Annotated in this window: 24 protein-coding genes (1 of these 24 running past the window's edge); 10 read left to right on the top strand and 14 right to left on the bottom strand. The window is 39.1% G+C overall.

The genetic code is table 11. The annotated features are described in order from the left end of the window. From PL11201_RS12260 to PL11201_RS12240, 5 genes are all read right to left on the bottom strand, one after another. A protein-coding gene (locus tag PL11201_RS12260; protein ID WP_079679025.1) for a hypothetical protein crosses the window boundary here: on the bottom strand, nucleotides 1–216 show its 5' portion. It extends 183 nt beyond the left edge of the window; the window shows 216 of its 399 coding nt (coding positions 1–216); its start codon is at nucleotides 214–216; its stop codon lies beyond the left edge, outside the window. A gap of 116 nt (nucleotides 217–332) precedes the next feature. Continuing rightward, nucleotides 333–2,243, bottom strand: a complete 1,911-nt coding sequence (locus PL11201_RS12255) for an alpha/beta hydrolase (protein WP_079679024.1) — start codon at nucleotides 2,241–2,243, stop codon at nucleotides 333–335. A gap of 168 nt (nucleotides 2,244–2,411) precedes the next feature. Then, entirely contained in the window at nucleotides 2,412–2,822 is a 411-nt protein-coding gene (locus tag PL11201_RS12250; protein ID WP_079679022.1) for a Fur family transcriptional regulator, read from the bottom strand. A gap of 101 nt (nucleotides 2,823–2,923) precedes the next feature. After that, complete coding sequence (locus tag PL11201_RS12245; RefSeq protein WP_079679020.1) at nucleotides 2,924–3,280, bottom strand: peptidase; 357 nt, start codon at nucleotides 3,278–3,280, stop codon at nucleotides 2,924–2,926. 441 nt (nucleotides 3,281–3,721) lie between these two features. After that, the gene (locus PL11201_RS12240) at nucleotides 3,722–4,387 is read right to left on the bottom strand and encodes a DUF6629 family protein (protein ID WP_079679018.1); all 666 of its coding nucleotides are present in this window, start codon (nucleotides 4,385–4,387) and stop codon (nucleotides 3,722–3,724) included. Between the two features lie 219 nt (nucleotides 4,388–4,606). Here PL11201_RS12240 and PL11201_RS12235 point away from each other — a divergent pair, with 219 nt between their 5' ends. The 3 genes from PL11201_RS12235 to PL11201_RS12225 all read left to right on the top strand — a co-directional run bounded on the left by PL11201_RS12235 (nucleotide 4,607) and on the right by PL11201_RS12225 (nucleotide 8,393). Further along, the gene (locus tag PL11201_RS12235) at nucleotides 4,607–5,668 is read left to right on the top strand and encodes a class I SAM-dependent methyltransferase (RefSeq protein WP_144017738.1); all 1,062 of its coding nucleotides are present in this window, start codon (nucleotides 4,607–4,609) and stop codon (nucleotides 5,666–5,668) included. Nucleotides 5,669–5,792: 124 nt separating this feature from the next. Beyond that, on the top strand, nucleotides 5,793–7,973 hold the full coding sequence (locus PL11201_RS12230) for a lytic transglycosylase domain-containing protein (protein ID WP_079679017.1): 2,181 nt from the start codon (nucleotides 5,793–5,795) through the stop codon (nucleotides 7,971–7,973). A 9-nt stretch (nucleotides 7,974–7,982) separates the two neighbouring features. Next, nucleotides 7,983–8,393: a nuclear transport factor 2 family protein gene (locus PL11201_RS12225; protein ID WP_079679015.1), complete on the top strand. Its 411-nt coding sequence runs from the start codon at nucleotides 7,983–7,985 to the stop codon at nucleotides 8,391–8,393. Between the two features lie 239 nt (nucleotides 8,394–8,632). On the opposite strand, the gene PL11201_RS12220 is transcribed toward PL11201_RS12225, so the two are convergent. After that, complete coding sequence (locus PL11201_RS12220) at nucleotides 8,633–9,097, bottom strand: GNAT family N-acetyltransferase (protein ID WP_079679014.1); 465 nt, start codon at nucleotides 9,095–9,097, stop codon at nucleotides 8,633–8,635. A 6-nt stretch (nucleotides 9,098–9,103) separates the two neighbouring features. Continuing rightward, entirely contained in the window at nucleotides 9,104–10,783 is a 1,680-nt protein-coding gene (locus tag PL11201_RS12215) for a glycoside hydrolase family 10-like protein (RefSeq protein WP_079679012.1), read from the bottom strand. Nucleotides 10,784–11,000: 217 nt separating this feature from the next. Between PL11201_RS12215 and PL11201_RS12210 the strand changes: the two genes are divergently transcribed. Then, complete coding sequence (locus PL11201_RS12210; protein ID WP_079679010.1) at nucleotides 11,001–11,447, top strand: hypothetical protein; 447 nt, start codon at nucleotides 11,001–11,003, stop codon at nucleotides 11,445–11,447. Nucleotides 11,448–11,452: 5 nt separating this feature from the next. Next, nucleotides 11,453–12,283 (top strand): Rpn family recombination-promoting nuclease/putative transposase, encoded by an 831-nt coding sequence (locus PL11201_RS12205; RefSeq protein WP_079679008.1) that lies wholly within the window; start codon nucleotides 11,453–11,455, stop codon nucleotides 12,281–12,283. Nucleotides 12,284–12,296: 13 nt separating this feature from the next. Here the strand turns inward: PL11201_RS12205 and PL11201_RS12200 are convergent, their stop codons facing one another. Together PL11201_RS12200 and PL11201_RS12195 are read right to left on the bottom strand one after the other, a co-directional pair. After that, entirely contained in the window at nucleotides 12,297–13,016 is a 720-nt protein-coding gene (locus tag PL11201_RS12200) for a M15 family metallopeptidase (protein WP_079679007.1), read from the bottom strand. Nucleotides 13,017–13,065: 49 nt separating this feature from the next. Further along, nucleotides 13,066–13,728, bottom strand: a complete 663-nt coding sequence (locus tag PL11201_RS12195) for a class I SAM-dependent methyltransferase (protein WP_079679005.1) — start codon at nucleotides 13,726–13,728, stop codon at nucleotides 13,066–13,068. 156 nt (nucleotides 13,729–13,884) lie between these two features. Between PL11201_RS12195 and PL11201_RS12190 the strand changes: the two genes are divergently transcribed. Together PL11201_RS12190 and PL11201_RS12185 are read left to right on the top strand one after the other, a co-directional pair. Then, nucleotides 13,885–15,408 carry a DEAD/DEAH box helicase gene (locus tag PL11201_RS12190; RefSeq protein ID WP_079679003.1) on the top strand — a complete coding sequence of 508 codons (1,524 nt, stop codon included), beginning with the start codon at nucleotides 13,885–13,887 and terminating at the stop codon, nucleotides 15,406–15,408. 210 nt (nucleotides 15,409–15,618) lie between these two features. Continuing rightward, nucleotides 15,619–16,860, top strand: a complete 1,242-nt coding sequence (locus PL11201_RS12185) for a DUF790 family protein (protein ID WP_079679001.1) — start codon at nucleotides 15,619–15,621, stop codon at nucleotides 16,858–16,860. Nucleotides 16,861–17,051: 191 nt separating this feature from the next. On the opposite strand, the gene PL11201_RS12180 is transcribed toward PL11201_RS12185, so the two are convergent. After that, on the bottom strand, nucleotides 17,052–17,420 hold the full coding sequence (locus PL11201_RS12180; RefSeq protein WP_144017737.1) for a hypothetical protein: 369 nt from the start codon (nucleotides 17,418–17,420) through the stop codon (nucleotides 17,052–17,054). Nucleotides 17,421–17,495: 75 nt separating this feature from the next. Beyond that, the gene (locus PL11201_RS12175) at nucleotides 17,496–19,643 is read right to left on the bottom strand and encodes a phospholipase effector Tle1 domain-containing protein (protein ID WP_079678999.1); all 2,148 of its coding nucleotides are present in this window, start codon (nucleotides 19,641–19,643) and stop codon (nucleotides 17,496–17,498) included. Nucleotides 19,644–19,932: 289 nt separating this feature from the next. Between PL11201_RS12175 and trxB the strand changes: the two genes are divergently transcribed. Beyond that, complete coding sequence (gene trxB / locus PL11201_RS12170) at nucleotides 19,933–21,294, top strand: thioredoxin-disulfide reductase (protein ID WP_144017736.1); 1,362 nt, start codon at nucleotides 19,933–19,935, stop codon at nucleotides 21,292–21,294. 210 nt (nucleotides 21,295–21,504) lie between these two features. On the opposite strand, the gene PL11201_RS12165 is transcribed toward trxB, so the two are convergent. The 3 genes from PL11201_RS12165 to upp form a co-directional block, all read right to left on the bottom strand. After that, the gene (locus tag PL11201_RS12165; protein WP_079679577.1) at nucleotides 21,505–21,792 is read right to left on the bottom strand and encodes a YggT family protein; all 288 of its coding nucleotides are present in this window, start codon (nucleotides 21,790–21,792) and stop codon (nucleotides 21,505–21,507) included. A gap of 101 nt (nucleotides 21,793–21,893) precedes the next feature. Further along, entirely contained in the window at nucleotides 21,894–22,190 is a 297-nt protein-coding gene (locus PL11201_RS12160) for a ssl2009 family thylakoid membrane protein (RefSeq protein WP_079678996.1), read from the bottom strand. A gap of 31 nt (nucleotides 22,191–22,221) precedes the next feature. Continuing rightward, nucleotides 22,222–22,899, bottom strand: a complete 678-nt coding sequence (upp, locus tag PL11201_RS12155; protein ID WP_079678995.1) for a uracil phosphoribosyltransferase — start codon at nucleotides 22,897–22,899, stop codon at nucleotides 22,222–22,224. A gap of 118 nt (nucleotides 22,900–23,017) precedes the next feature. Between upp and cobQ the strand changes: the two genes are divergently transcribed. Together cobQ and PL11201_RS12145 are read left to right on the top strand one after the other, a co-directional pair. Beyond that, nucleotides 23,018–24,484, top strand: a complete 1,467-nt coding sequence (cobQ, locus tag PL11201_RS12150) for a cobyric acid synthase CobQ (RefSeq protein ID WP_079678993.1) — start codon at nucleotides 23,018–23,020, stop codon at nucleotides 24,482–24,484. A gap of 39 nt (nucleotides 24,485–24,523) precedes the next feature. Continuing rightward, nucleotides 24,524–24,757 (top strand): 2Fe-2S iron-sulfur cluster-binding protein, encoded by a 234-nt coding sequence (locus tag PL11201_RS12145; RefSeq protein WP_079676888.1) that lies wholly within the window; start codon nucleotides 24,524–24,526, stop codon nucleotides 24,755–24,757. Nucleotides 24,758–25,000: the final 243 nt, after the last annotated feature.

Genomic DNA, 25,000 nt, shown 5'->3' with positions numbered 1-25,000 from the left:
ATAACACAATTCCCAAATATCGACACTAACGTGCTGACCATTATGCTCTAATTCCAACCGATATCCAGGGAAAGGATCTTGGACTTCCTGATAACTTCCTGTCCAGATAGATTCGTCTAATTGTTTACGGATGTTGTCTAGGAGGCGAATCAAAGCAGGCTGCATCAGGAGTTCAGCCTGTTGCCAAGCTACGGGATCTTTAATTTTAGGTTTCATATATCTGAATTTTCCAGGGATTTTTTTATTGTCTGATGTTTATGCGGAAAGTGCTAAACCTTCTTAAAATTAGAAGAAATCAATACTGCTCAGATATTCTTCAATGATCATTAACTCTAAAAGTCTTCTTCACTGCTGTTTCCTACGGGTTGATAAGAGGGCAAAAATAAAACGGGTTTCCCGCTAATCAGGCGATTAATTTCAGCTAGGGTTTCTGTTCGAGATAGTCCATCTCTGGTGATTAAAAGTTTTAAAATATCAAAGCTGGTGGTGTTTGTAAAGGAATAACCCCCATGAATATCAACTTTCCCAGCAATAAAAAACAAGGTATTGATCAGATCAATAATCATGCTTGTCCAAACATTTAAGGGAAGGGAGATACAATTTAATCCTGGCATTTGCGAACAATCAATATAGTTAAATTTTTCAAATAAATCATAGGCTGAAGTGGGTTGTACTGCCGATTGAGAACTAATCATCACTCGAATATAGGGCTGATAATCAATTTGATTTTTGGGATTTTTGAAGGGTTTTAAATAAACATTTCCCAATCGTAATCCTGACATTTCTATACTGGGTTCACTAAACCAATTGCCCAAAATAGAAAGATAGCGAAGGATCAAATCTCGATCGCTAGAAAATAAATAAATTTCCCGACATCGCAAAATAGCAGAACGAACATAATTATTCCGACCTTCTCGAAGAAATTCTAAAGGAATATCAGGGGAAGTTAAAATGAGTTTGTCTAGTTGCAGGTAATCACCCATGTTGTTTTTTTCATATTCTAAGCGATCTTCTTTGCCAAACCGATCAGAGAGAATTCTCAGGACATTGACAATGACTAACCCCCCCATACTATGTCCGATTAAATTAACATTCATTGGGGGGAAGTTTTGGTTATAATAATTAGCAATAGCCGTTTCCTTTTCCGGTTCGTAAAAGGGCATCGAGGTATAGGGATTTTCGCCTAAAACTTTATCTAATCTCCAAAAAAATTCTGCTAAATCTGGTGCGCCATAGTGAATTGCTCGATAGCGATCACGTTGATAAACAGAAATTCTTAAAATCTGCATTAATAATAACCACAGGACAAAAACCGTTAGAGTGACTCCATTCCATTGAGTTATTAAATCAGAAATTTTATGCCAATTAAACCAATACCAAAAGGGAGATAAAGGTTGTTCTATCCCTAATAAATTAACTAGGGGAACGACAATTAAGGTTAATAGAATATAAAATCCCGTACCAAACATCCAAGCTAACAGAGCAACAATAAATAAAAACTTTAATGAAAGACCTTTTTGTTCGGTCATATCGCTCCATAATCCAGGATGAATTAAGGGCATTTCACTCGGCCAATGATAACCAATATAAACACTGCGATTTTCTAAGGTTCCAATTTGATTAATCGGCCCCTTCACGGATAAGGATTCTATTTCTGCGATAAATTCTTGATAAAATTTAGAAGCTGGACTAGCATAACCATGGGTTTTCAAGGTGAGACGCTCAAAGTTTGCTATCCGCATTAGTCGTCCCATTTCAGCAATATTAAATAAGGGGCGAAATCTTGCTAAAGGGGGCAATTGTCGATCAACATTTAATGAAGTTCTGGCGGTACTAACGACTAAAAAACTATTGGAATATTGACGATCAACATAAATTTCAAAATTACGACTTACCGCTTTAGCAAATTGTTTATTATGCCAACTATTTAGGGCTTTAATTACATAATCTTCATTAACTTGGGTATCAAAATCGGGGTATTCTTCCAAATTGCAGGTAGAACGTAATGCTTCTGCGATTTCTAATTCAGAACGATAACTACCATAGAGGGGCAAATTATAGAGGGTTTGGGTCTTCCTTCCTTTGGGAACAGAATAGGCGAGTTGGACAATACGAGCTTTTGTCCAAGCATCAGAAAAGGGTGCTGTATTGCGAACAATCGACTCTAACCAACCATGGTCATTTTCCATGGTTTCTTGATGCCAGTACAGGGGTAAACCTTTGTATATCCGATTAGTACCCATAGTGCTTTTAATCAGTTACCAGTAATCAGTGATCAGTTATCAGTGTAAGAGTAATCGGTAATCCGTTGTCAGTAAATATAAAGAACCAGTTTTAAGTGATCTGCAATAAGCACTGAATTGGAAACAGCTAAAACTCAGTCGGTAATCAGTAGCTTTCAAATTAAAATCTTACACCGATAACTGATCACTGATTACTGATAACTGATTACAGCGATCACATAACCCAAAAAACTCTAAGGTATGGTAGTAAATTTTAAAATTGTGGGATTGTTGAAGTTCAATTTCCAGGTGGTGAACAGGACATTCATCAAGGGGAATCGAACGTCCACATTCAACACAGGTGAGATGATGTTCGTCTTGCTGCATACAACTATAAACCGCTTCCCCCGTTGTTAAGGTGCGGACATTAATTAACCCTTCCCGTTTTAAAGCATCCAAGGAGCGATAAACCGTGGCTAACCCCATCATTTGGTTTGTTTTCCGCAACTCCAAATAAAGGTCTTGAGCAGAAACCGATCGTTTTAGGGTTTTCAATTTAGTGAGAATCCGGTCTTGACTACGGGTGCGACGAGGTTTCATTATTAATGATTTGCAAATCTTAGCCTGTTTGGTGCGGCTATTTTACCAGAATACAACACAGAAGCCCCGACCTGTATAAACAGCTGACGGATGGGAGGAGATTATTTCTCATCGTCCAACGGATGAAGTGATGGTTTCTTAAATAAAGATTTGACTTGAGCAATCCCAGATTGGAGTTTTTTTAGCGGTTTAATCTGTTGAAAGACCATCACCCCGCCGGTTACTAACATCCAGAGCAAGCCTAGGCCATTGAGCAACACATACAGTGGCTCTAAGGTCTGTCCTAAATACTCGCCTTCGTGGATACTCATGAGGAGATGTACTTGGTCGCGGGATAGTCCCAACCAACTTTTCCCCAGCCGATAGGAAACACCTGTGGTGACGGTAACGAACAAAGGCAGCAAAGCAATCGGTGCCAAGGTACGATGCCATTTTCTCAGGTGTTGATTCAGGTTCATGATGTTGCTCAGTCAAAATTCAACGGGACTGGGCGGATTTGAACCGCCGACCTAGCGCTTCAGATTTGTGTGAGTTTCCCCACTCTCTGGACTATTCCTTCACCGTAGGCGGATGTCGCCCGTAGGTGGTGGCCGTTTGTCTAAGGAATAAAATCATTATTCCCTAGAGCCAGTCTCTGCACCTTCTTTCCTTGTTTAGAGGGAAAGCTTGGCTCAAGATTACCTTATCGGTTTCCCGACTTAGGCTTCCTTGAGTTTGACCACATTCACTCACGGGGTTTCCCCACATGGTGCCCGATTCTTCAGGAGGCGCTTGCTCTATCCACCTGAGCCACAGCCCCAAATTTACACTATTTCTATGGTAGCATGATTTGGTCTCAATTTTATGATCACTAAGGAAAGATTTTAGAGACCTCTTTGAACTTGGCTCTCAAATGACGTTTAATTCCGTGACAACGCTGTTTTCCAGTCAAAAAATATAAACAACAAAACACTACTGATAACTGCTGCAAAAAAACACCAAACTGAAATGAAAGTGGCTTGATAAAATCGGTCTGCTAGAATGAAAGAAAAGATAATCAAAATTCCAAATACAGCTAATAATCTTTGACTTGATATCAAAAAAGGAACACTAATCACTAGCAAATATAAATATTTACAAATATCATAAAAGAAGGCAAATTTAAAATCATATAATAAATTAAGGTTGTAAAATAAATTACCTAAATTATTAGTTGCCATCACTTCTTGTCTCACCACACAACTCACAAGATAAATCCCTAAAATAGCTCCTATTACCGCTATTCCTAAAATAGTTTTCTTGCGAAGGGGATGATCTTCTAATAAATAAACTGAGATGGGGCAAAAAATCAACCAAAATCCCGTAGCAAAAACTAAAAAAACGTAGATTCCGATAAAGTATATGGGTGATGATTTATCCTCTAAATTTAACCAGACCACTCCCTCAAAAAATTGCTGAGTTGCAAATAACAATGGAAAAGTTGCTAATAAAAGCTGCTTTTTCGAGGTCGTTTGTTTCAGAGTGGCAATTCCTAAAACAGATAAGGATAAACTGGCGGTAAAACTTGCCGTTGCTGAAAAGCACATAAAAACACTAGACTCGGTGAGTTCTCAAAACCGTAGATTGTTTACCATTTCCTGGGTTTTGGAACCTCCTCAACCTCGGCACTGTATGTGTTCAATCTCATTCCACCTTTGTTAATATTTTGGTAGGAGACCGAGGAGGCCTGGAAATTTTCAGACTTTTCCTGATCAATTAGATCAACAAGATTGTTTATTATACAGCATTGAGAGGAAATAATATTCGTGGTAGCCGTGAATCAACCGATTACAGTGAATGATCAAAATCTGATTGAAAAAGCACTTTTACTCAAAGTGAAACGACTGACCTCAGCCCGGGGACAACTGGTTCTCCCTTGTGCACCTGCTTTGATCGATGAATACATGACTCAGTTTAACGCTCTGCTGGCGGCCTTGGGGCAAAATTTCACCCCAGAGGAAATGAAGGGGTTACGTCAGCTTGTCGAACGTAAACTGCATGAAGGATATCAGGCTTCCCCCCATGCCCGTTTAATCTTTAGATATGAACCCCCTGAACCCACTCAAGGCTTAACCAGTGGCCTTAAACTAACCGTAACCACCGAGGTTGCCTCTTTAGAAAACAAATATCAACGCTGGTTAACCACCCGGGAGGGGCCATTATTTGGGGCGCACCCTGATACTAAATTAATGGCCGTGGTGTCCGAATTTTCTGACCCAGCCCGAACTCCGATTTTAGATGTGGGGGCGGGGGTGGGTCGCAATACCCTACCTTTAGCCCGCAAGGGACATCCGGTGGATGCGGTGGAACTCACCCCAGACTTTGCTCAAATTATTGCCAAGGAAGCCAAAGACGCCAGCCTACCAATTCGGGTGATCCAAAGCAATATTCTCAACCCGGCCTTAGTCCTCCCGGCTAATTATTATCGGTTAGGGTTAATTGCAGAAGTGATTTCCCATTTTCGCAATTTGGATGATGTCCAAACCCTCTTAAGCAAAGTCTGTGATGCCGTAGCGACAGGGGGTTTAATTTTATTCAGTACGTTTATCACCGATGCCGATTTTGAGCCGGATGATAAAATTCGAGAAATGGGTCAAATTCAATGGTCTTATGTGATTACTCCGGGTGAAATGAATTCGCTGCTCCAGGGTTTACCGCTACAATTGATTTCCAATGAGTCGGTGTATGAGTATGAACGCACTCACCTCCCCCCGGAAGCCTGGCCACCGACGGGTTGGTTTGAACATTGGTCACAGGGTCGAGATGTGGTTCCGATCCAAAACCCCCCGATGTCCTTGCGTTGGTTATTATGTCGGGTGAATAAGTAGAATATTAGAGTCGGGCGGTTCAGAGGAGGTGGCGGGTTTCTTCCGTAGGGTTGAAAACACAAAGCCACCCCTAAAAATATCCGTTGAAATTAATCCTATTCTATTCCCTTTCTAAACATCGATCATGATTAAGCGACGAATCTCTAAAGTATGGATTTTGCCCGTGATCGCATCTGGGGCTTTGTTGGTGGGTGTGTTCTTTCCGATGGCGGTATTTCGGGGATGGAAACAGTCCGTTGAACAGAACTATTTGGCCGATCAACAAATCCCGCAGTCGAAAGTATTACAACTGGCTTTATCCCCCGTTTCCCAACGTCAAGGGGAATTAGAAGCGATCGCCCAAGACCGAAATGCTTCTTTAGAAAGAAGTCGGGCACGATATTTATTGGCTAGTGATTCTTTAGCCGAAAATCCTAACACAGCCCTTCAATTATTACAGGGATTAGAACAGGATTATCCCCTCTTAGGGGGTCATATTTTAGTCAAACGGGCGCGGGCTTATGAACAAATTGGAGATCTGGAAAAAGCCCAAAAAACTTGGCAGGAATTGTTAAAAAATTATAGCACTCAACCCGTTGTAGTCGAAGCCTTATATACGTTAGGAAAAACCAATTCTGAATATTGGGATCAAGCGATCGCCCAATTTCCCAGTCATCCCAAAACCATAGAAATTATTCAAAGTAAACTTAAACAAAATCCCAATCAACCGGAATTATTATTTCTAATTGCGAAACATGGATTGTATTTAAAAGACTATGGAACCTATTTAGAACAATTAAAAGCAAAATTTGGCAATCAACTCACCCCGGAACAATGGGAAATTGTAGCTTTTGGCTATTGGGAAAAACAGGATTATGGGAAAGCTGCCATTGCCTATTCTAAAGCACCCAAGACCCCTAAAAACCTTTACCGTCAAGCCAGAGGATTGTGGTTAAATGATAAAATTCCTGAGTCTCGAATTGCCTATAAACAATTAATTAATACCTTTCCCCAGGAAATAGATCCTCAAGGAGAAGATGCAGGATTTGGTTTATTGCGGTTATCACGGCTGGTTGAGAAAAAAGAGGCTTTAGGGTATTTAGATCAAGTGATTGCTAAATTTCCCCGTCATGCAGCCGAGGCTTTATTAGATAAATCTAAACTCTTAGATCAAATGGGATCGGAAAAATTAGCCTCCGAAACTCGTCAACAATTACTGAGTAAATATAGCGATTCTGAAGCTGCGGCTCAATTGCGTTGGGAACTCGCCCAACAAGCCTTAAAAGCGGGAAATTTAAAATCCGCCTCCGACTGGGCAAAACAAGTTTCCACGAAAAATCCCGATAGTGAATTTGCCCCAGAAGCGACGTTTTGGGTAGGGAAATGGGCGGAAAAAAACGGCAATTCCCAAGAGGCTAAAAAAGCCTTTGAATATTTAATTGTTCGTTATCCTTCTTCCTATTATGCTTGGCGTTCTGCGGTGCATTTAGGCTGGCCTGTAGGGGATTTTACCACCGTTCGACCCCTATCTCCCCATGTCGAACATCCTGAGATTCGAGAAGTGCCTCCGGCTGGTTCTGAAACCTTACAAGAACTGTATGGGTTAGGACAAAATCAAGAAGCTTGGAAACTATGGCAAACAGAGTTTAAAAATCTCAACCAGCCTTCAGTTGCTGAACAATATACTGATGGGTTAATGCGGATGGGAATAGGGGATAATTTAGAAGGAATTTGGATGTTATCGAGTTTAAATCGCCGGGATGATCCTCAAGAGCGATCACAATATTTAGAAATCAAACAAAAACCGGCTTATTGGGAAGCATTATATCCATTTCCCTACTTAGAAACTATTGTTAATTGGTCAAAAGAACGGCAATTAAATCCGGTATTAGTAACAGCATTAATTCGTCAAGAATCGCGGTTTATGCCAGGGATTAAATCCATTGTCGGCGCTACGGGATTAATGCAGGTGATGCCGGACACGGGGGCGGATGTGGCCAAACAAATTAAATTGACAAATTATTCCTTGGAAAACGTCAATGATAATATTAATTTAGGAACCTATTATCTGGATTTTACCCATCGGGAATATAACAATAATTCGATGTTGGCAGTAGCTAGTTATAATGCCGGGCCGGGGGCTGTTTCTGGGTGGTTACAGCGCTTTGGATTTCAAGATCCCGATGAATTTGTAGTTAAAATTCCCTATCCTGAAACTCAAGATTATGTGAAATCTGTATTTGAGAATTACTGGAATTATCTTAGAATTTATAACCCCGATGTTGCCAAATTAATGCAAGAACATACGGCTAATTATAAGAATTAAGGAGAAGTTATGGAATCTGCATCTTATTCAACCTTAGCCGTCGCTCAAAAGGGCTTTGATCTATTGCAGCAGGGTTTAACGACCGGACAGTGGGAACCTTTTTTAGAAATGCTGACGGATGATTGTACCTTTTCCTTTCCCGCCGGATCTTATAAAGGCTTACATCAAGGAAAAACAATGTTAGCAAAGTTCTTAAATTATGCTACTGAATCCGTGTTTAAAAATGGGTTATTACTAACATTAAAACGGATAACCAATAATGAAACTACGGTTGTCTTTGAAGTTTATTCGGAAGGGGAAATGTGGGGGAAACCCTATGAAAATCAAGCAGCAATTGCCTTTGATATTCAAGGGGATAAGATTTGCAGTTACCGAGAATACTTAGCGGTGGTTTTCACCTTATATAGCAATCCCAAATAGGTTATAACATTTTAATACTGACATAAAACAGCCAGAAGTATTACCCCTGTTCCGGTGTTCTAAGAGTGCGTAGCGCTATAACAGTGAGTTGCGCGACTGCTATACCTTAAACCTATTTTGGGATGATTGATATTATAGCAAGAGGCAATAGGGAATAGGCAATGGGCAATAGGTAAATACTTACTGTGAGCAGCTTTTAGCTTTCAAGAATGTCCTAACAGATGCGGCAACTGCTATAACTAATCACTCTTTTCTGTTGAAAAAACTAAACGAATAAACTGGCAAGGATAACCCGAAATATTGCTGTTAAAAGTGCCAATTTCTTGAAATCCAGATTTTTTATAAAATGCGATTGCCCGTTGATTTCCTGCCATCACAATGGTATAAATAGGAGAAGCAATTAGTTTTAAAGATAAATCTAATAACCGTTTACCAATGCCTTGATTTTGATAATCGGGATCAACATATAATAAAGCAATACAGTGAGAATCAAGGGCAATAAAAGCGACGACTTTTTTCCCTTCACAGGCTACGAATTTGTCATAAGTATAGCGAATGTGATGAACATTGGGATTTTGTTCCAGAGGTCTCATCGCCCTTAAATCACAAGATCCTTTAAATTCATCGGGTTGGGAGCGATTATGCACTCGACAAATAGCCGACCAATCTCTTTCTAAATAAGGACGAATATTAATTGTTTTCATTCATGTTTAGACAAATTGTGGACGTTCTAAAATCTGAGAAAATAGGGTTTTAAATTCATTTTTTTGGGTTTCTGATTCCATCATTTGTTTCCATGTTTCATAAAAGAAAAATGTGGTTCCGGCAAATTGGCGATCGCGCGTCAGTTGAATTTGTTCTTTAACAGTTAGAAAAGAAATTGGCTTAATTCTTAACCCGGTTAAAATACCAATACTAACAGGAATATGACTCTTAGCTTCCAAAAGTTCAGGACGTTTTAAATCTGCTAAAAATCCATTAATATCATCCCGATATAATTGTAAAACTAATTCTTCTAAATAACCTTCTTGTTCCCAGGTTTTCCAATCTTGTAAAAATTGAGAATAGGCATAAAGATAAGGATTTGGAGATAAAGAAAGAATACAATTCGGTTTATAATCTTTGATCACCCAGAACACTCTACTGACAAATTCTGTGATTTTTTTCGCTCTCCAACTTACCCAATTTGCTTCTTGAAAGTCTGTGGGGGGTTGGGAATTTCCCGTTTCTTTCCGATATAATTGGATTGTAAACTCATCATAGCCTAAATCGACAGGTAAACCAAAATGATCATCAAATTGAATCCCATCAACCTCATAGTTTTTGACCACTTCAATGATTAAACCCAGAAGAAACTGTTGGACTTGGGGATGGAAGGGATTTAACCAGACTTGATTAACTTGACTTTCTTTATATACTTTCGTACCATCTTGACGACAGGTAATCCAATGGGGACGCAGTTCAACAATTTTAGAATCAGGGGGAACCATAAACCCATATTCAAACCAAGGAATCACACTAATCTTTTTTTCTTTGGCTAAGGGAATCATTTCCTTGAGAATATCTCGGTCTTTTAATTCAGGAATCGGATACATTTGAGTTCCGGTAAACCGTTCCATTAAAACACTTGGATAAAGGGTATAACCGTTATTCCAAATGGTAGGATAAACGGTATTAAAGTTACATTCTGCCAATAAATTTAGAGCGTTGGTTAAGGTGTTTTTAGAGAACAAAACATCACTATCAATATTGGTTAACCAAACTCCTCTTAATTCTCCGGTCGGAACTGGAATGATCGGCGGTTTAACAATATACTGTTCAGCAATAGTTAAGGGTTCATCAACTTGGCGCAACGCTTGACAGAAAAATACAGCTACTTCGGCGCGAGTTGCAGGTTTATTCGGGTTTAAAAGTTTCACCTCTGGATAATTAACAACTAAGCCAAATTCAATCGCCGCCGCGATCGCATTCTTAGCATAATTGGGAATATCTTTCCCATCATTTAAACTTTGATTTAGGGTTTTAATAATAGATTGACTGGGTTCATAATTTAACCCCTTGACTAAGGAAACTAATGCTTGAACTCTAGGGATATTTTGTTGGGGTTTAAAACTTTGGTCTTCATAACCACTCATAAACCCCGTACTATAGGTTTTTTGAATTACACTATAAGCCCAAAAATTCGACGGAACATCCTTAAATTGGAGCGGTTCTCGACTGTCTAAAAGTTGGGGAAAGGCTTTAATCAGCATAGTAGCAAACTCAGCACGAGTCAAAGGAGCATCGGGCTTAAAGGTTCCATCTCGATAGCCACTAATCATGCCTTTATTTGCCAGAGTTTCTATACTATTTTTGGCCCAATGATTGGTTATATCTGTAAAGTTTACCATGAAGTTTAAAAGGGGTAAAATGGGTTCAAGATTTCTGTTTAATTGTTAATATTTTTGAACAAAACGATACAATCTATTAACTTTGCCTCTAATTAGATTCAGAAAGAATATAATAGCAGTATGAATTGTACCCCAAAGTAGGATCAGTTGCAATCTTTAAAAAATGTCAACTTGTCCATATTTTTTAAATCCTTGTTTAGAGGTTTCGAGCTAAATTATGAAACTCATTTCTACCTTGTTTTCTGGAATTACCGCCTCCCTTGCCACCCTAACCTTGGTAACAGGTTTAGCCATGGCTCAAATGGCTGAAGTACCTAAACCCAATATGAAAGGAGATTTTATTACAGCAAAAGTTCAAGGAAATCGAGGACTTTATAATAATATAAACTGGTTGGTTGTCGATCCTGAATATCTGAACTGTCGCAATACTCCCGAAGGAACGGTTAGGACTCGCTTAGAGTCTGGCGCAATTATGACAGCCCTGTTTTCTAATGATGGAAAAGGCGATGCTATTGTGCTTAAAAATGGTCAATCTTGGTTAAAAGTAGAAAGTATTCATCCCTATGGGCCACGATTAAATTCTGGAGTCTGTTATGTTCGGGCTAATTTGAAATATATTGCCCCGATTAATGGTGATTATCTCGATATGTTTAAAAGGAAATAAAAGCTATGCGTTTTATCAATCCCAAAACTGATTTTGCCTTTAAAAAAATATTTGGTTCCTCGGAAAGTAAGGATATTTTAATCAGTTTCTTGAATGCTCTGGTTTATAATTCTGAGCTAGTTATTCAGGATTTAGAGATTATTGATCCTTACCTTGCTCCCAAAGTCACCGGGCTTAAAGATACTTATTTAGACGTTAAAGCCCAACTAAATACGGGCGAAATTGTTATTATTGAGATGCAGGTGATTAATGTAGAAGCCTTTACAAAGCGAGTCTTATATAATGCGGCTAAAACCTATTCTCTGCAATTAGATGTGGGACAGGGCTATCGGTTTTTAAAACCTGTTATTGCTTTAACAATTACGGATTTTATTCAATTTGAAAATACGGATTCTTGGATTTCTCACTTTGTTTTTAAGGAGAAAAATCAAAACTTTAATTATTCCGACAATGAATTAGAGTTAGTGTTTGTGGAATTACCTAAATTTCAAAAATCCTTAGAACAATTAGAAACCTTAACGGATAAATGGATTTATTTTATGCAAAGTGCTAGAACTTTAGAAACCGTTCCTGAAACCTTAGAAACTGTCCCTCAAATTCAACGGGCTTTTCAAATTGCTAATCAAACTAATTTAACCCGTGAGGAACTCGATGAAGTTGAAAAAGTGGAACTGTTTTTACAAGATCAAAGAAATGCGATTAGTTTTGCAGAAAGTCAAGCTAGACAAGAAAAAGCGATAGAAATTGCTCGTCAACTCCTGAATATTTTAGATGATCAAACTATTAGTCGCACCACGGGGTTAAGTTTAGAAGAAATTCAAAACTTAAAATCTTAGTCTTTCTTAGTAATTAAGAGGAATATCGACCGTATTTGGCGATCGCATTTTCTTTTGGATTTTGTTGATTTGTTAACCACGCCCAAAGTTGATCACCCTGGGAAAAATGCCACCATTCATTCGGATGTTGCTGAAATCCTGTTGATAGCATAACCTGGGATAAAATCAGACGATTTCGCTGATATTCTTTCTCTATTTGATCAGAACTATGCTCAAAATAATTAGGATAGGATCGAGGAGAAATCTGATCAATTTCCGAACCCATATTTAAGATTTCTCCCCTATGATCAACTAAAGTAATATCCAAAGCCGCACCCGTACTATGGGGCGGAGGAGTGGCAGGATCTAAGCTCGGAGCCGCCCAAAATTGGTCAACTTCTGTTAATATAGATTGGTGTTGTTCGGCGGAAAGATTGTGTGGCGTTAATCCCCGTTCTTCTAATAGTTGTTTGTATGAATAATTGACCATAAATTGTTGCACTTCTACGGGACGATAGGCGTCAAAAACTAATATCTTCCAACTAGGATAATTATTCTCTAATTGTCGTTGTGCTGCGAGGAGACGTTCTAAAACACCTTGTCTTAAATAATAGGGAGAATCTACCGAAGAAAAATGATAGGGTGCTCCTAATTTTTGATAAGCATGGGGAGTTTCTATTACAAATTTTTCCAGGGGTATATTAACTAAAGGTTCACCACAGTCTTGAATCAAAATTTCTTGATAAGGTTTCATAATATTTGTTGTTTTTAATTAGTAAGCCCTTCAGGGCTTAGAAATACAGTTAAGATTGTCGGGATGCAATTAAAGCATAAAATGGGTCGCTTCCTCCCATTCCCAACATTTGCATAAATAGAGGGGTTTTAGATTGACTAGCAATAACTTTGGGGCTATTAAATCCAGGTAATTTATTAATTTTAACGGAATTAATATAGCCTTTAACTAATTCTAGTCTATCAGTTTCTGTTGCTTCTCGCCAGGCGGAGATCGCTTTTTGATAAAACATTCGATTAGAAAAGCTTACAATGGTAATTCCGCCAGGTTTTAAAATCCGATGAATTTCCGCAAAAATGGCTTCAGGATATTGTAAATATTGGATGGAAACACAAATTAAAACCGCATCAAAATCTTGATCGGGTAGGGGAAGTTTGAGATTTTGATTTAAGTCTTGAATAAAATAATGATCGAGTTGAGAATTTTTAGCTAATTCCTCCTCATTCATTCCATGTCCTTCTATATGGGAAAATTGAATTTCAGGGGGAAGGTGAGATACCCAACTACTCATTAAATCTAAAATCCGAGTTTGGGGTTTAAGATGCTTTTGATACAGAGTTGTTAACTGATCAATAAACCCCTGATCAACGTGGGTCACAAAGCGAGGAAACGAGTAAAATAGTGAGTCCTCTGTCTCGTCTAATTTAATCCGTTCATGGCGTTGGAGTAACATAATTCTATTGATCCTGATAGATGCTATGGGTTTGTCAATCTGAATATGAAGAATTGTATACTAATTTTGATCCAATGGGTATAATCATTCTAATATTGATTAATAAGTCAAAGATATCATGATTCAAAATCGCTATTAAAAATACCCTAGAAACCCATGCCTCGCACGCCTACATTATCCTTTGATCGAGGTACACTTTTATTACATCCTCCCCCAAAAGGGAAAACTTGGATTGATTTTGTTACCTGGGATGATCGGGTAGAAAAATTCAGAAGTCCAGCTTTTTATTATCGAAATTTAGTAGAAACTTTACGCAAAAATCAAGTAGATTTTATTGATCAAGCCCATAATTTTAATCGATTAGAATTAACTCCCAGTTTTGAAATGCCTCCCTATCTTCATCAACAGGAGGCATTAGCAGCCTGGCAAGCAGTAGGAAGTCAAGGAGTGGTGGTTTTACCAACAGCTTCGGGTAAAACCTATTTAGCTCAATTGGCGATGCAAGTAACAGGATATAGTAGCTTAATTGTTGTGCCAACCTTGGATTTAATGCACCAATGGTATGCCCATTTATTGGCAGCTTTTCCAGATATTGAAATTGGATTATTGGGGGGAGGATCGAAGGATAGAACCCCGATTTTAGTGGCAACCTATGATAGCGCAACGATTAATTCCGAAACCTTGGGAAATAAATATGGACTGTTAATTTTTGATGAATGTCATCATTTACCTACGGACTTTTATCGAGTTATTGCGGAATATTCCCTCGCTCCTTATCGTTTGGGACTAACAGCAACTCCTGAACGTTCAGATGGTAGACATAGTGATTTATCGTTGTTAATTGGGTCTACAGTTTATCGCAAAACCCCAGAAGATTTAGCAGGATCGGCATTAGCAAATCATCGAGTTGTACAAATTTTAGTTAAACTTTCTCCCAAGGAAAGAGAGACTTATCAAGAACAAATGAAAGTCAGAAATGAGTTTATTAAGGAGAATAATATTAAATTATCGAGTTTAGAAGGTTGGAAACAATTTGTGATGTTAAGTGCGCGATCGCCTTTAGGAAGACGAGCCATGTTAGCCCACCGACAAGCGAAGGAAATATCATTATGTACTAACGGAAAATTGAGGATATTAGCCGATTTATTGAGTCAACATCATCTGGAAAAGACCCTAATTTTTACCGCCGACAATTCAACGGTTTATAAAATTTCTCAAAGTTTTTTAATTCCAGCTATTACCCATCAAACCCCCGTAAAAGAACGCCATGAAATCTTAACTAAATTCCGAGCAGGAGACTATAAAACCCTAGTTGCATCCCATGTTTTAAATGAAGGGGTGGATGTTCCCGATGCTAAGATAGCAATTATTTTGTCAGGGACAGGCTCAGAAAGAGAATATATTCAACGGTTAGGGCGAGTTTTACGCAAAGGAAATACCCCCAATAAACAGGCGATTTTGTATGAAGTTGTGACAGAAGATACCAGCGAAGAACGCACATCCCAACGTCGCAAAGGCGAAACATCATCTAAACCCCAACCGCCCAATAAATCTTCTAATTCTGATTACCAACAGTTAGATATATTTCAACCTAAACCGTTATATGGGATTCCAAATATCCCAAGTAAACGGGTTGCAGAATCTTCAGAAAAATGGAATAATTCAGAAGAATCTGAATAGAACAAGGCAATGAGCAATAGATTTTATACAAAAAGGGAATAGGGAAGGTATATTATTTTTGATAAACGATCTAAAATTAGAAACTAGAATAACTATTCCCCATTACTCATCACGGATTTAAGAGGATTACGCAGATTAACACAGATTAAAATCCGTGAAATCTGTGAAATCCTATTAAATCTGTGATCCCCATTACCCATTCCCCTTCTTATGCTACCTTCTGAACTTTTAAGTTATAAACAACAGGGAGAAACAGTAATTCCCCTGCGACTAAATATTGATCCAAAACATATCAATTTAGCAACGGATGTGATTCAATGTTTTGAAGAATCTGTGAATAAAACCCAAGGAGAATTAAACAAACGCTTACAGGAATTTGAAGGGGATAGTCCCGACTATCGGTTAAAAAGAGGGTTAGCCCATTTATTAAGAAGTGGTTTTTGTACTTTCGAGATAGTTAGTCCCCTAGAACCTGTGGAATTACGACAAAAAGTATTTGCATTATCGGCGAAAAATGTACCGAGTTTAGCCGCAACAGAACAGACCTTAGAACAGTTAGCAACTCAACTGAGTCAAGACTTAAATCGAGAGGTTTTACCCCATCAAATTTTATCGGGTCTTTATGCAGATTTACAGGAAAATCGGATTTTAACGCAATTAGATTCTCCGACTCCAGAAGCGTTATTACATCGGTATAATTTATCTCAAGTTCAGGGGATTTTCTATCAAGCTAGTCAAATTATTATTAACGCCTATCGTAATGATCCAGGGGAATATAAACTCTTATTTCGCTATTTAAAATTGTTCCAATTAATGACTTATATTGAGGGAGATGCGGATCAAGGTTTTACTTTAACTATTGACGGGCCAACGAGTTTATTTAAAGCCAGTACCCGCTATGGTTTATCCTTAGCTAAAATGATTCCCGCCTTACTTCATGTGACCAAATGGAGTTTAAAAGCTAAATTACAACAACGTGACCCCTATACTCGGGTGGTAAAAACAGGTTATTTTAGTTTAAATTCTGATTGCGGTTTAGTCAGTCATTATCCCCCAGGTAAACCCTATGATAGTATGATTGAACAGTCTTTCGCCGAGCGCTGGACTAGCTTAAAAACCGAGTGGAAATTAGAGCGAGAAGTCGATTTAATTCCGATTCCAGGGAGTGTAATGATTCCTGATTTTCGCTTAGTTCATCCCGATGGTAGAATGTTTTTATTAGAGATTATTGGTTATTGGCGACCGGAATATTTACAGAAAAAGTTTTATCAAGTTCAATCTTCTGGCTGTGATTATTTAATATTAGCGATTTCTGAACGATTGAATTTAGAAAATGCCGGAATTAATATTAATCGTCTCCCGGTTCCTGTGGTTTGGTTTAAGGATAAATTATCTCCCAAGGCGGTATTAGAAATTTTGGAAAATCAGGTTGACAATTTTAACAAAAATTAGCTAAGCTGTTAATTATCTAAATTTTCGAGACGATCCAAGCCAGTAAGGGGTTTCAGCCTCTAAAATATACAGTTTAAATGCTCAACAGCTTATAGATCAGAAGTTCGTTATTGGGCTTTAGAGGGCTGAAGCCCAACAACGATGAGGAATTATCACTTAAATTCAAGAGATCTGAGCAGTTGCGAGTGAAATTATTGCTCAATTTCAATGACCTTGGGTTGATCATCAATTTGAGTCTGTTGATCGCTGCTACTATTGTTTGAACTGAGTTGATTTTTAAGTTTAAGTTTTAGTGGCCATGTAATGGGCAAACTTTCAATTTCTTGAAAGAGAGACTGCACCGATTCTTGTTTGCTACGTTCTGCATAAATAGCATGGAGAACTGCTTCAATTCCATATTCGGCTACCGCATCTCCTAAAACCGCTATTAGTCCCAGCATCGCTATACTTCCTAGGACAATAAATGGCTCTCCCAGGGTGAGAATTGCGACAATAGTAGCCATGGCCGCAGAACTTAAATACAAACTAGCAATCTTTTTAGCAATTGTGTCAATGTCCATGGGAATTACCTAACATCCTTACACTGTAGTTTGAAACATTAATTAAGGGTATCAAAATTCGTTGTCAATTCTATTTTATGATTCGGTTTCGATCAAATCATTGAGCATCGGATTGAGATTTTTGGGCCGATAATCGGGATAGGCTTTAAGTCGTTTGACAACACTATGATGAATAATAACTTTTGCAGATTTTAGCGATCGCCATTCCTCACCACCCAGAGAATAAACCCCCTTAACACGATTATCAAATTTAGCCATTATATCTGGCTTAATCTGGAATTCTTCACTTTCATTTTCAGGGGAACAAAACTCTAATCCTAATTTTTTAGCTTGGTTTAGCATCCATTCTAAAGGATAATCCGATAGTCCTTGATATTCTTTAATTCCTCCACCGATACAGTTATGTTCACCAGAAAACCAGACTTCTTTGACTATTTGGTCAGGATTTTTTTCATTTCCTTCCATGACAGCCACAGGAAAACTTTTACATTTCTCATCAATGGCAACCGCATGAAAGGCATTTTCTACAATGGGACTCAATCTAGCATCAAAAAACTGATATTTCTGATTCCAGGGTTTGGCAATCGGTAGCCAAGGTGTTAAATCAGGAATACCTAATGTTCCCACCGTATCCCAACAGCCTAACATTTTAATCGGGACACGATACTGTAGATAGTCTTTTTCGGTGTCGATCTTTTGGGAATTTTCTTCACGGAATTTTTGGGCTTTTAGATCATTGGGACTAATTTTGGCATCTCGATAAAGCTGATATGCTTTAGAAATTTCCCGAATCTTGGAACGTTTTAACAAACCACACTTATAGATCATACCCGCTAAAGAGCGAACAATATAGGCTCCACGACTAAAACCAAGGAGGTAGATTTCGTCGTGGGCATCTACATCATAGTTCATACACAAAAACCGATAAGTCTCTTGAATGATTCTGTCAATTCCCCATCCAAAAGCACCTTCGCCTAAACGTTTGATTAAATGATCTAAATCTTCTTCTTCTGATGTGCCATATCCTGATAAATATAAGACAATTTGCGGTGTTTGATCATCGGCTGTATATTTAACTGATTGGGCAAATTTGATCACATTAGTTGGATAGGAACTTGCAGGTTGATTCCAAGTTCCATCACAGCAAATCACTAATCGTTTTTTCCGATTTCCAGAATCAAGTTGATTGGATTCGGGTCTTTCATCCTTAGAGATTTGTTCAGTAATTATGGGTTGAGTTGATTCTGAAATCGGTTCTAAGATTTCCGATGCTGATGTTAGTGCGTCGGTAATAATTGGTTCAACGGTTTCTAATATCGGTTCTGAGATTTCCGATTCTGATGTTAGTTCATCGGTAATAATTGGTTCAACGGTTTCTAATATCGGTTCTAAGATTTCCGATTCTGATGTTAGTTCATCGGTAATAATCGGTTCAACGGTTTCTAATATCGGTTCTAAGATTTCCGATTCTGATAAGGGTTCATTAGTATTCATTGGTTGACTGGATTTTTTAGTTTTGGTTCTGGTTTTAGTTTTATTTTTAATCCTAGGAGCTTGTTCAATTTTTTTGGCAGGCAATTTCTCTAATTTCCAACTCGTTCCATACATTATGCCATCGTTAGCATAGCTGGTTTTGTCATTAACATCCCCATTTAGAGGTAAATAAGTTGATAATCCTAGTTCATCACCCATTAAACGCCGATTCATGTCCTGTTTAATTTCTTCTTGGGTGCGAGCTTGATTCCAAATATATAATTCAGCAAGGGAACCCTTCCAATAATGAGAACCATTGACAGAAGAACCAATGACCAGTTTTTTGATGCCCGTTAATAGTCTATTATGCCCGTTCCCTCGATGCCAAACTCCTCCATTTCGATAAATATACATTCGCCCGGTGGTGGCATTTTTCACAAAAGCCCAATGAGTCCACCCATTATATTCTCTGAGTCTGACTATTTTATCGATGCGATCAAAGCCATCCTGATTCCCAGCGTCCCAAAAAATACGAGTATCTGTTTCATCCCACCAAGGCAAACTAATTTGTAAGACCCGAGTATTTTGATTATTATAAGCTTCAAGAATACTGGTTTGTTCAGTCAAACTGTTTCCGCCCTTAGCCCAAAATTCGATAGTTATGGCTTTGTCCAGGTCGGGAAAACTTTTGGATAATTCTATTTGGTCATCGATACCATCAAAAACTAGGACTGATTTTTGTTCAGACATTAATTTTATCCTAAGAACATTATTAAAGGGTTCTGCACGGGTTTTGATATATTTTACTTGTTTTTATCGCATCTGGCTACCAATTTTTGACTCTTTAACCCCCTTCCTATCGGCTTTTTCTTATTATTCAGTCGGCCATAATTAGCAATAATTCCTTGACAATAATCCAGACAAGAGATTTATCAAGCCATTGAATAATTCTCGGAAAAACCCTATGATCACCTCCCCAGATTAGCAAATAAATTGCTATAATCTAGTTAAATGAAGTCGTTATGAGTTTGAAATAAAAATGACTAACCCAACCGTTGAAAACCTTGTAATTATTGGTTCTGGGCCTGCGGGCTATACGGCTGCCATTTATGCCGGACGGGCGAATTTGAAACCCGTGGTCTTTGAAGGCTATCAAATCGGGGGGATTCCCGGGGGTCAGTTAATGACCACCACAGAAGTTGAGAACTTCCCAGGTTTTCCCGAAGGTATTACCGGGCCAGAACTTATGGATCGAATCAAAGCCCAGGCCCAACGGTGGGGGGCGGAACTCTTTACCGAGGATGTGATTACTGTTGATTTGAGTCAACGTCCCTTTACCGTTAAATCGGAAGACAGGGAAATCAGAACCCATACGATTGTAATTGCGACTGGGGCGACGGCAAAACGGCTGCATTTACCCCAGGAAGAAACCTTTTGGAATGCGGGAATTTCCGCCTGTGCCATTTGTGATGGGGCTAGTCCGATTTTCAAAGGGGTGGAATTAGCGGTAATTGGGGGAGGAGATACGGCGACGGAGGAAGCGGTTTATCTAACAAAATATGCCACCCATGTTCATCTGTTGGTCAGACGGGGAGAACTGCGGGCGAGTAAAACCATGCAGCAACGGGTGATTAACCATCCTAAAATTACCGTACATTGGTATACCGAGGCGCTTGATGTGTATGGGAATGGCAAATTAGGCGGGATTAAAATTAAGAATACTCAGACGGGAGAACAGCAAGATTTACCCGTTCAGGGATTATTTTACGCCATTGGTCATACCCCCAATACCCAAATATTCCAAGGACAGTTAGAACTGGATCAGGTGGGGTATATTGTTACGAAACACGGGACTCCAGAAACCAGCGTGGAAGGAGTTTATGCCGTGGGGGATGTCCAGGATCATGAATTCCGTCAAGCAATTACAGCCGCCGGAAGTGGTTGTATGGGGGCGATGTTAGCAGAACGTTGGTTATCGCTAAATGGGTTAGGGGAGGAATTTCAACAGACGGAAACCCCAGAAGTGGAAACCCCGAAACCCACCTCACCTCAGATTACGACTTCGGAGAATTTCGATATCCAGAATACTCGCCATATCGGGGGTTATGCGTTGCGGAAACTCTACCATGATAGCGATCGCTTAATTATGGTAAAATATTCTTCGCCGACCTGTGGGCCTTGCCATGCTCTGAAACCGATTTTAGATAAAGTCGTGGCTGAATTTGAGGGCAGGATTCATTATATTGAAATTGACATTGAGGAAGATCCTGAAATTGCCCAAAATGCCGGGGTAGTTGGGACTCCAACGGTGCAGTTTTTCAAAAATAAGGATTTAATTGAAAACCTCAAAGGTGTCAAAGCTAAGAGTTTATATCGAGAATTAATTGAGAAAAATTCATAGAACTATGTAGTGAGTCCTAAAGGACTCCTAACCCAATGGGGAAGAAATAAGCCCTGAAGGGCTTACTACGTTCGTAGTGAGTCCTTCAGGACTCCTAACTCAATGGGGAAGAAATAAGCCCTAAAGGGCTTACTACGTTTGTAGTGAGTCCTTTAGGACTCCTAACTCAATTGGGAAGAAATAAGCCCTGAAGGGCTTACTACGTTTGAGTTAGAATACTTGTTGCATACTTCCTAATAAAGCGATAATTAGTTGAGAACCAAATTGTAAGGCAAAAATCGCAATAATTGCTGAAAAATCAATTCCACCTAAAGGGGGAATAAAAGAACGAAATAGGTTGAGGTAGGGATCAGTTAATTGGCTTAAGATGGAAAAGGGTGGATCATACCAATTAATTGTAGGAAACCAGCTTAATAGAATCCTAACAAATAGGATCAACATATAAATGTTCAGGAACTGTGCCAGGGTACTAGCGAGTAAATTTAAAGGAAGTGCCATAAAATTCTTTTGATGTTTGACTGAATTTGACATAAAGTTATGTTCCCCAGTGTACCACATTTGAAACCCGGGGATAGATTCAAACCAGCAGCTAGAATCGATTAATTTTCGATTTCCGACCCACCATTGCCATTGACACTACCTAACTGTTGACGGACATCATCAATGGCTTGATTGAGTTGAGCTATTTTATCCTCCAAACTCAAACGGGAAGTTTCCATATTTTCTCCGGTCAATTTAGCCGTCTTGCCCGATTTTCCCTGTATTTCTAACAGAGGTTCAATCCGATCTTGATTACTGATGCGGTTAGCAAGTACCACCCCTAATACCCCCCCAACCAAACCTCCGAGGGTTGCACCCAGAAAAAAGCCACTGGTAAAGCCGTCTCGATTACCCATAATTTAACCACTATGTCACAATAGCTTGATTTTACTGTGATTGGGTAGGCAGACGGTCAAAAGTACCAAAGGTGCGATCGCCCGCATCCCCTAACCCTGGTATAATGAATCCCTGTTCATTAACTTCGGGATCGATAATAGCGGTATACACTTGCAAACTGGGATAGGCTTGACTTAACTTTTGTAACGCTGGGGGGGAGGCGACAATGGAGATAATTCTAATTAAAGCCGGGTCAAGATGACGTTGGGTAAGTTCGGCCATCACTGCCATAATTGTTCCCCCGGTTGCTAACATCGGTTCACTGATGATCACCCTGGTTTGGGGATCAAATTGGGTGGGTAATTTATTTAAGTAGCAACTGACTTCTAAGGTTTCTTCGTTGCGTACCATGCCTAAATGATAGACGGAAGATAGCGGTACAACGCTTTGAATACCCTCCATTAACGCTAAACCCGCGCGTAAAATCGGAATCACAATTAAGGGAACTTCAGGATTCACAAAAGTAGCATGACATTCGGCTAAGGGGGTTTGTACCGTTGTTTCCAGGGTCGGTAACCAGTCCCTCGCCGCTTCATAAGTTAACCAACGTCCCAACTCCGTCATCGCCGTCCGAAACAAACCCGGAGGAGTCGCTTGATCTCTTGCAACCCCTAACCAGTGTTTAATCAGAGGATGGGGGGGGACATAAATACGCAGTTGAGGAGCCATATCAAAACCGTTCTTCATTTCTCAACTATCATCCCATACCGTTGCCAGGGTCGAGTTGAAGGTTTGTAACCTCACCCTGACCGATTAAAATATTATTCTATCTTTAGAGTGATTACAAATGAAAGCAATTATGATTGTGGGAACGACTTCCCACGCCGGAAAATCGATGATGGTTACGGCTATTTGTCGCATCCTACATCGTCGCGGGGTGCGAGTTGCACCGTTTAAGGGACAAAATATGGCCCTCAATTCCTATGTTTCTCCCGGGGGGTCAGAAATGGGTTATGCTCAAGCGGTGCAGGCGTGGGCGGCGGGAGTTATTCCGTCGGTGACGATGAATCCGATTTTATTGAAACCCCAAGGGAATATGACCTCTCAGGTGATTTTTAAGGGGAAACCTGTGGGGGTGGTGAAAGCTAGTGATTATTATGAACAATATTTTGATCGGGGCTGGAAAGCTATTACCGAATGTTTAGATTATTTAACTCAAGAATTTGATATTTTAGTTTGTGAAGGTGCGGGAAGTCCGGCTGAAATTAATCTCAAACATCGAGATTTAACTAATATGCGGGTGGCTAAATACTTAAATGCGAAAACTTTATTAGTAGTTGATATTGATCGGGGTGGGGCTTTTGCCCATGTTGTGGGAACTTTACAATTATTAGAACCCGATGAACGAGCGTTAATTTGTGGTATTATTATTAATAAGTTTAGGGGACAGCGATCGCTCTTAGAATCTGGGATAAAATGGTTAGAGGAATATACAAAAATTCCCGTTGTTGCCGTGATTCCTTGGATTGATAATCCGTTTCCCGCAGAGGATTCTTTAAGTTTATTAGATCGGGCTTCTAGTTCTCCCCAAACGGAATTAACCATTGCCGTGATCCGTTTTCCTCGGATTTCTAATTTCACCGATTTTGATCCTTTAGACTCGGAATCAACGGTCAGTATTAAGTATGTTAACCCGGCGGAATATTTAGGACATCCCGATGCCGTAATTCTTCCCGGTTCTAAAACTACTATATCGGATTTGCAAGTCTTAAAAGAATCGGGAATGGCCGATCAAATTAAAAATTATATTAAAGCCGGGGGTCAAGTTATGGGAATTTGTGGCGGTTATCAAATGTTAGGAAAAGTTGTATCTGATCCCTATGGTTTAGAAGGGGAGCAAGGAGATTATGAAGGGTTAGGATTATTAGCCCTAAAAACAGTAATTTCTAATCAAAAAACCTCCCGTCAACGGTTAGTAACTTCTAATTATCCCCAGAAAAATTTACCCGTTGAAGGCTATGAAATTCATCAGGGACGCACTCAAATCCTAGATGCTAATGATATTTTTCCTTTATTTGATGACCAAAATTTAGGATATGTCAATGGTCAAAAATCCATTTGGGGGCATTATTTACATGGAATTTTTGATAATGGATCTTGGAGACGAACTTGGCTGAATCATCTCAGAAAAGCCAGGGGTTTAAATCCTTTACCCACTGGTATTGCTAATTATCGAGAACAGCGAGAAATATTATTAGATGTATTAGCAGATACGGTGGAATCTCATTTAGATCTGAAATCTATTTTGAGTTGAGTTGTAAAAAAATCTAATTCTTAATGATGAAAATTGATTATGAAAATTCATTTTTTGCCCGACGAAGTTACTATTGAAGCCGAACCAGGAGAACCCTTATTAGACGTCGCCAAACGAGCAGGTGTGATTATTCCTACCGGGTGTTTAATGGGGTCTTGTCATGCTTGTGAAGTAGAAATAGACACAGATAATTTTATCTGTGCTTGTATTTCTGCTGTTCCCCCTGGGAAAAGTGAAATGACTATTAATATTTATAGTGATCCGACTTGGTAGGATATTAGGGAATGGGTCATGGGTCANAGTTCATCGGTAATAATTGGTTCAACGGTTTCTAATATCGGTTCTAAGATTTCCGATTCTGATGTTAGTTCATCGGTAATAATCTGTTCAACGGTTTCTAATATCGGTTCTAAGATTTCCGATTCTGATGTTAGTTCATCGGTAATAATTGGTTCAACGGTTTCTAATATCGGTTCTAAGATTTCCGATTCTGATGTTAGTTCATCGGTAATAATC

The sequence above is a fragment of the Planktothrix sp. PCC 11201 genome (genome assembly GCF_900009135.1).
Lineage (GTDB): Bacteria > Cyanobacteriota > Cyanobacteriia > Cyanobacteriales > Microcoleaceae > Planktothrix.
The sequence above is the reverse complement of the archived record's forward strand: the minus strand, read 5'-3'. Positions and strand labels throughout refer to the sequence as shown.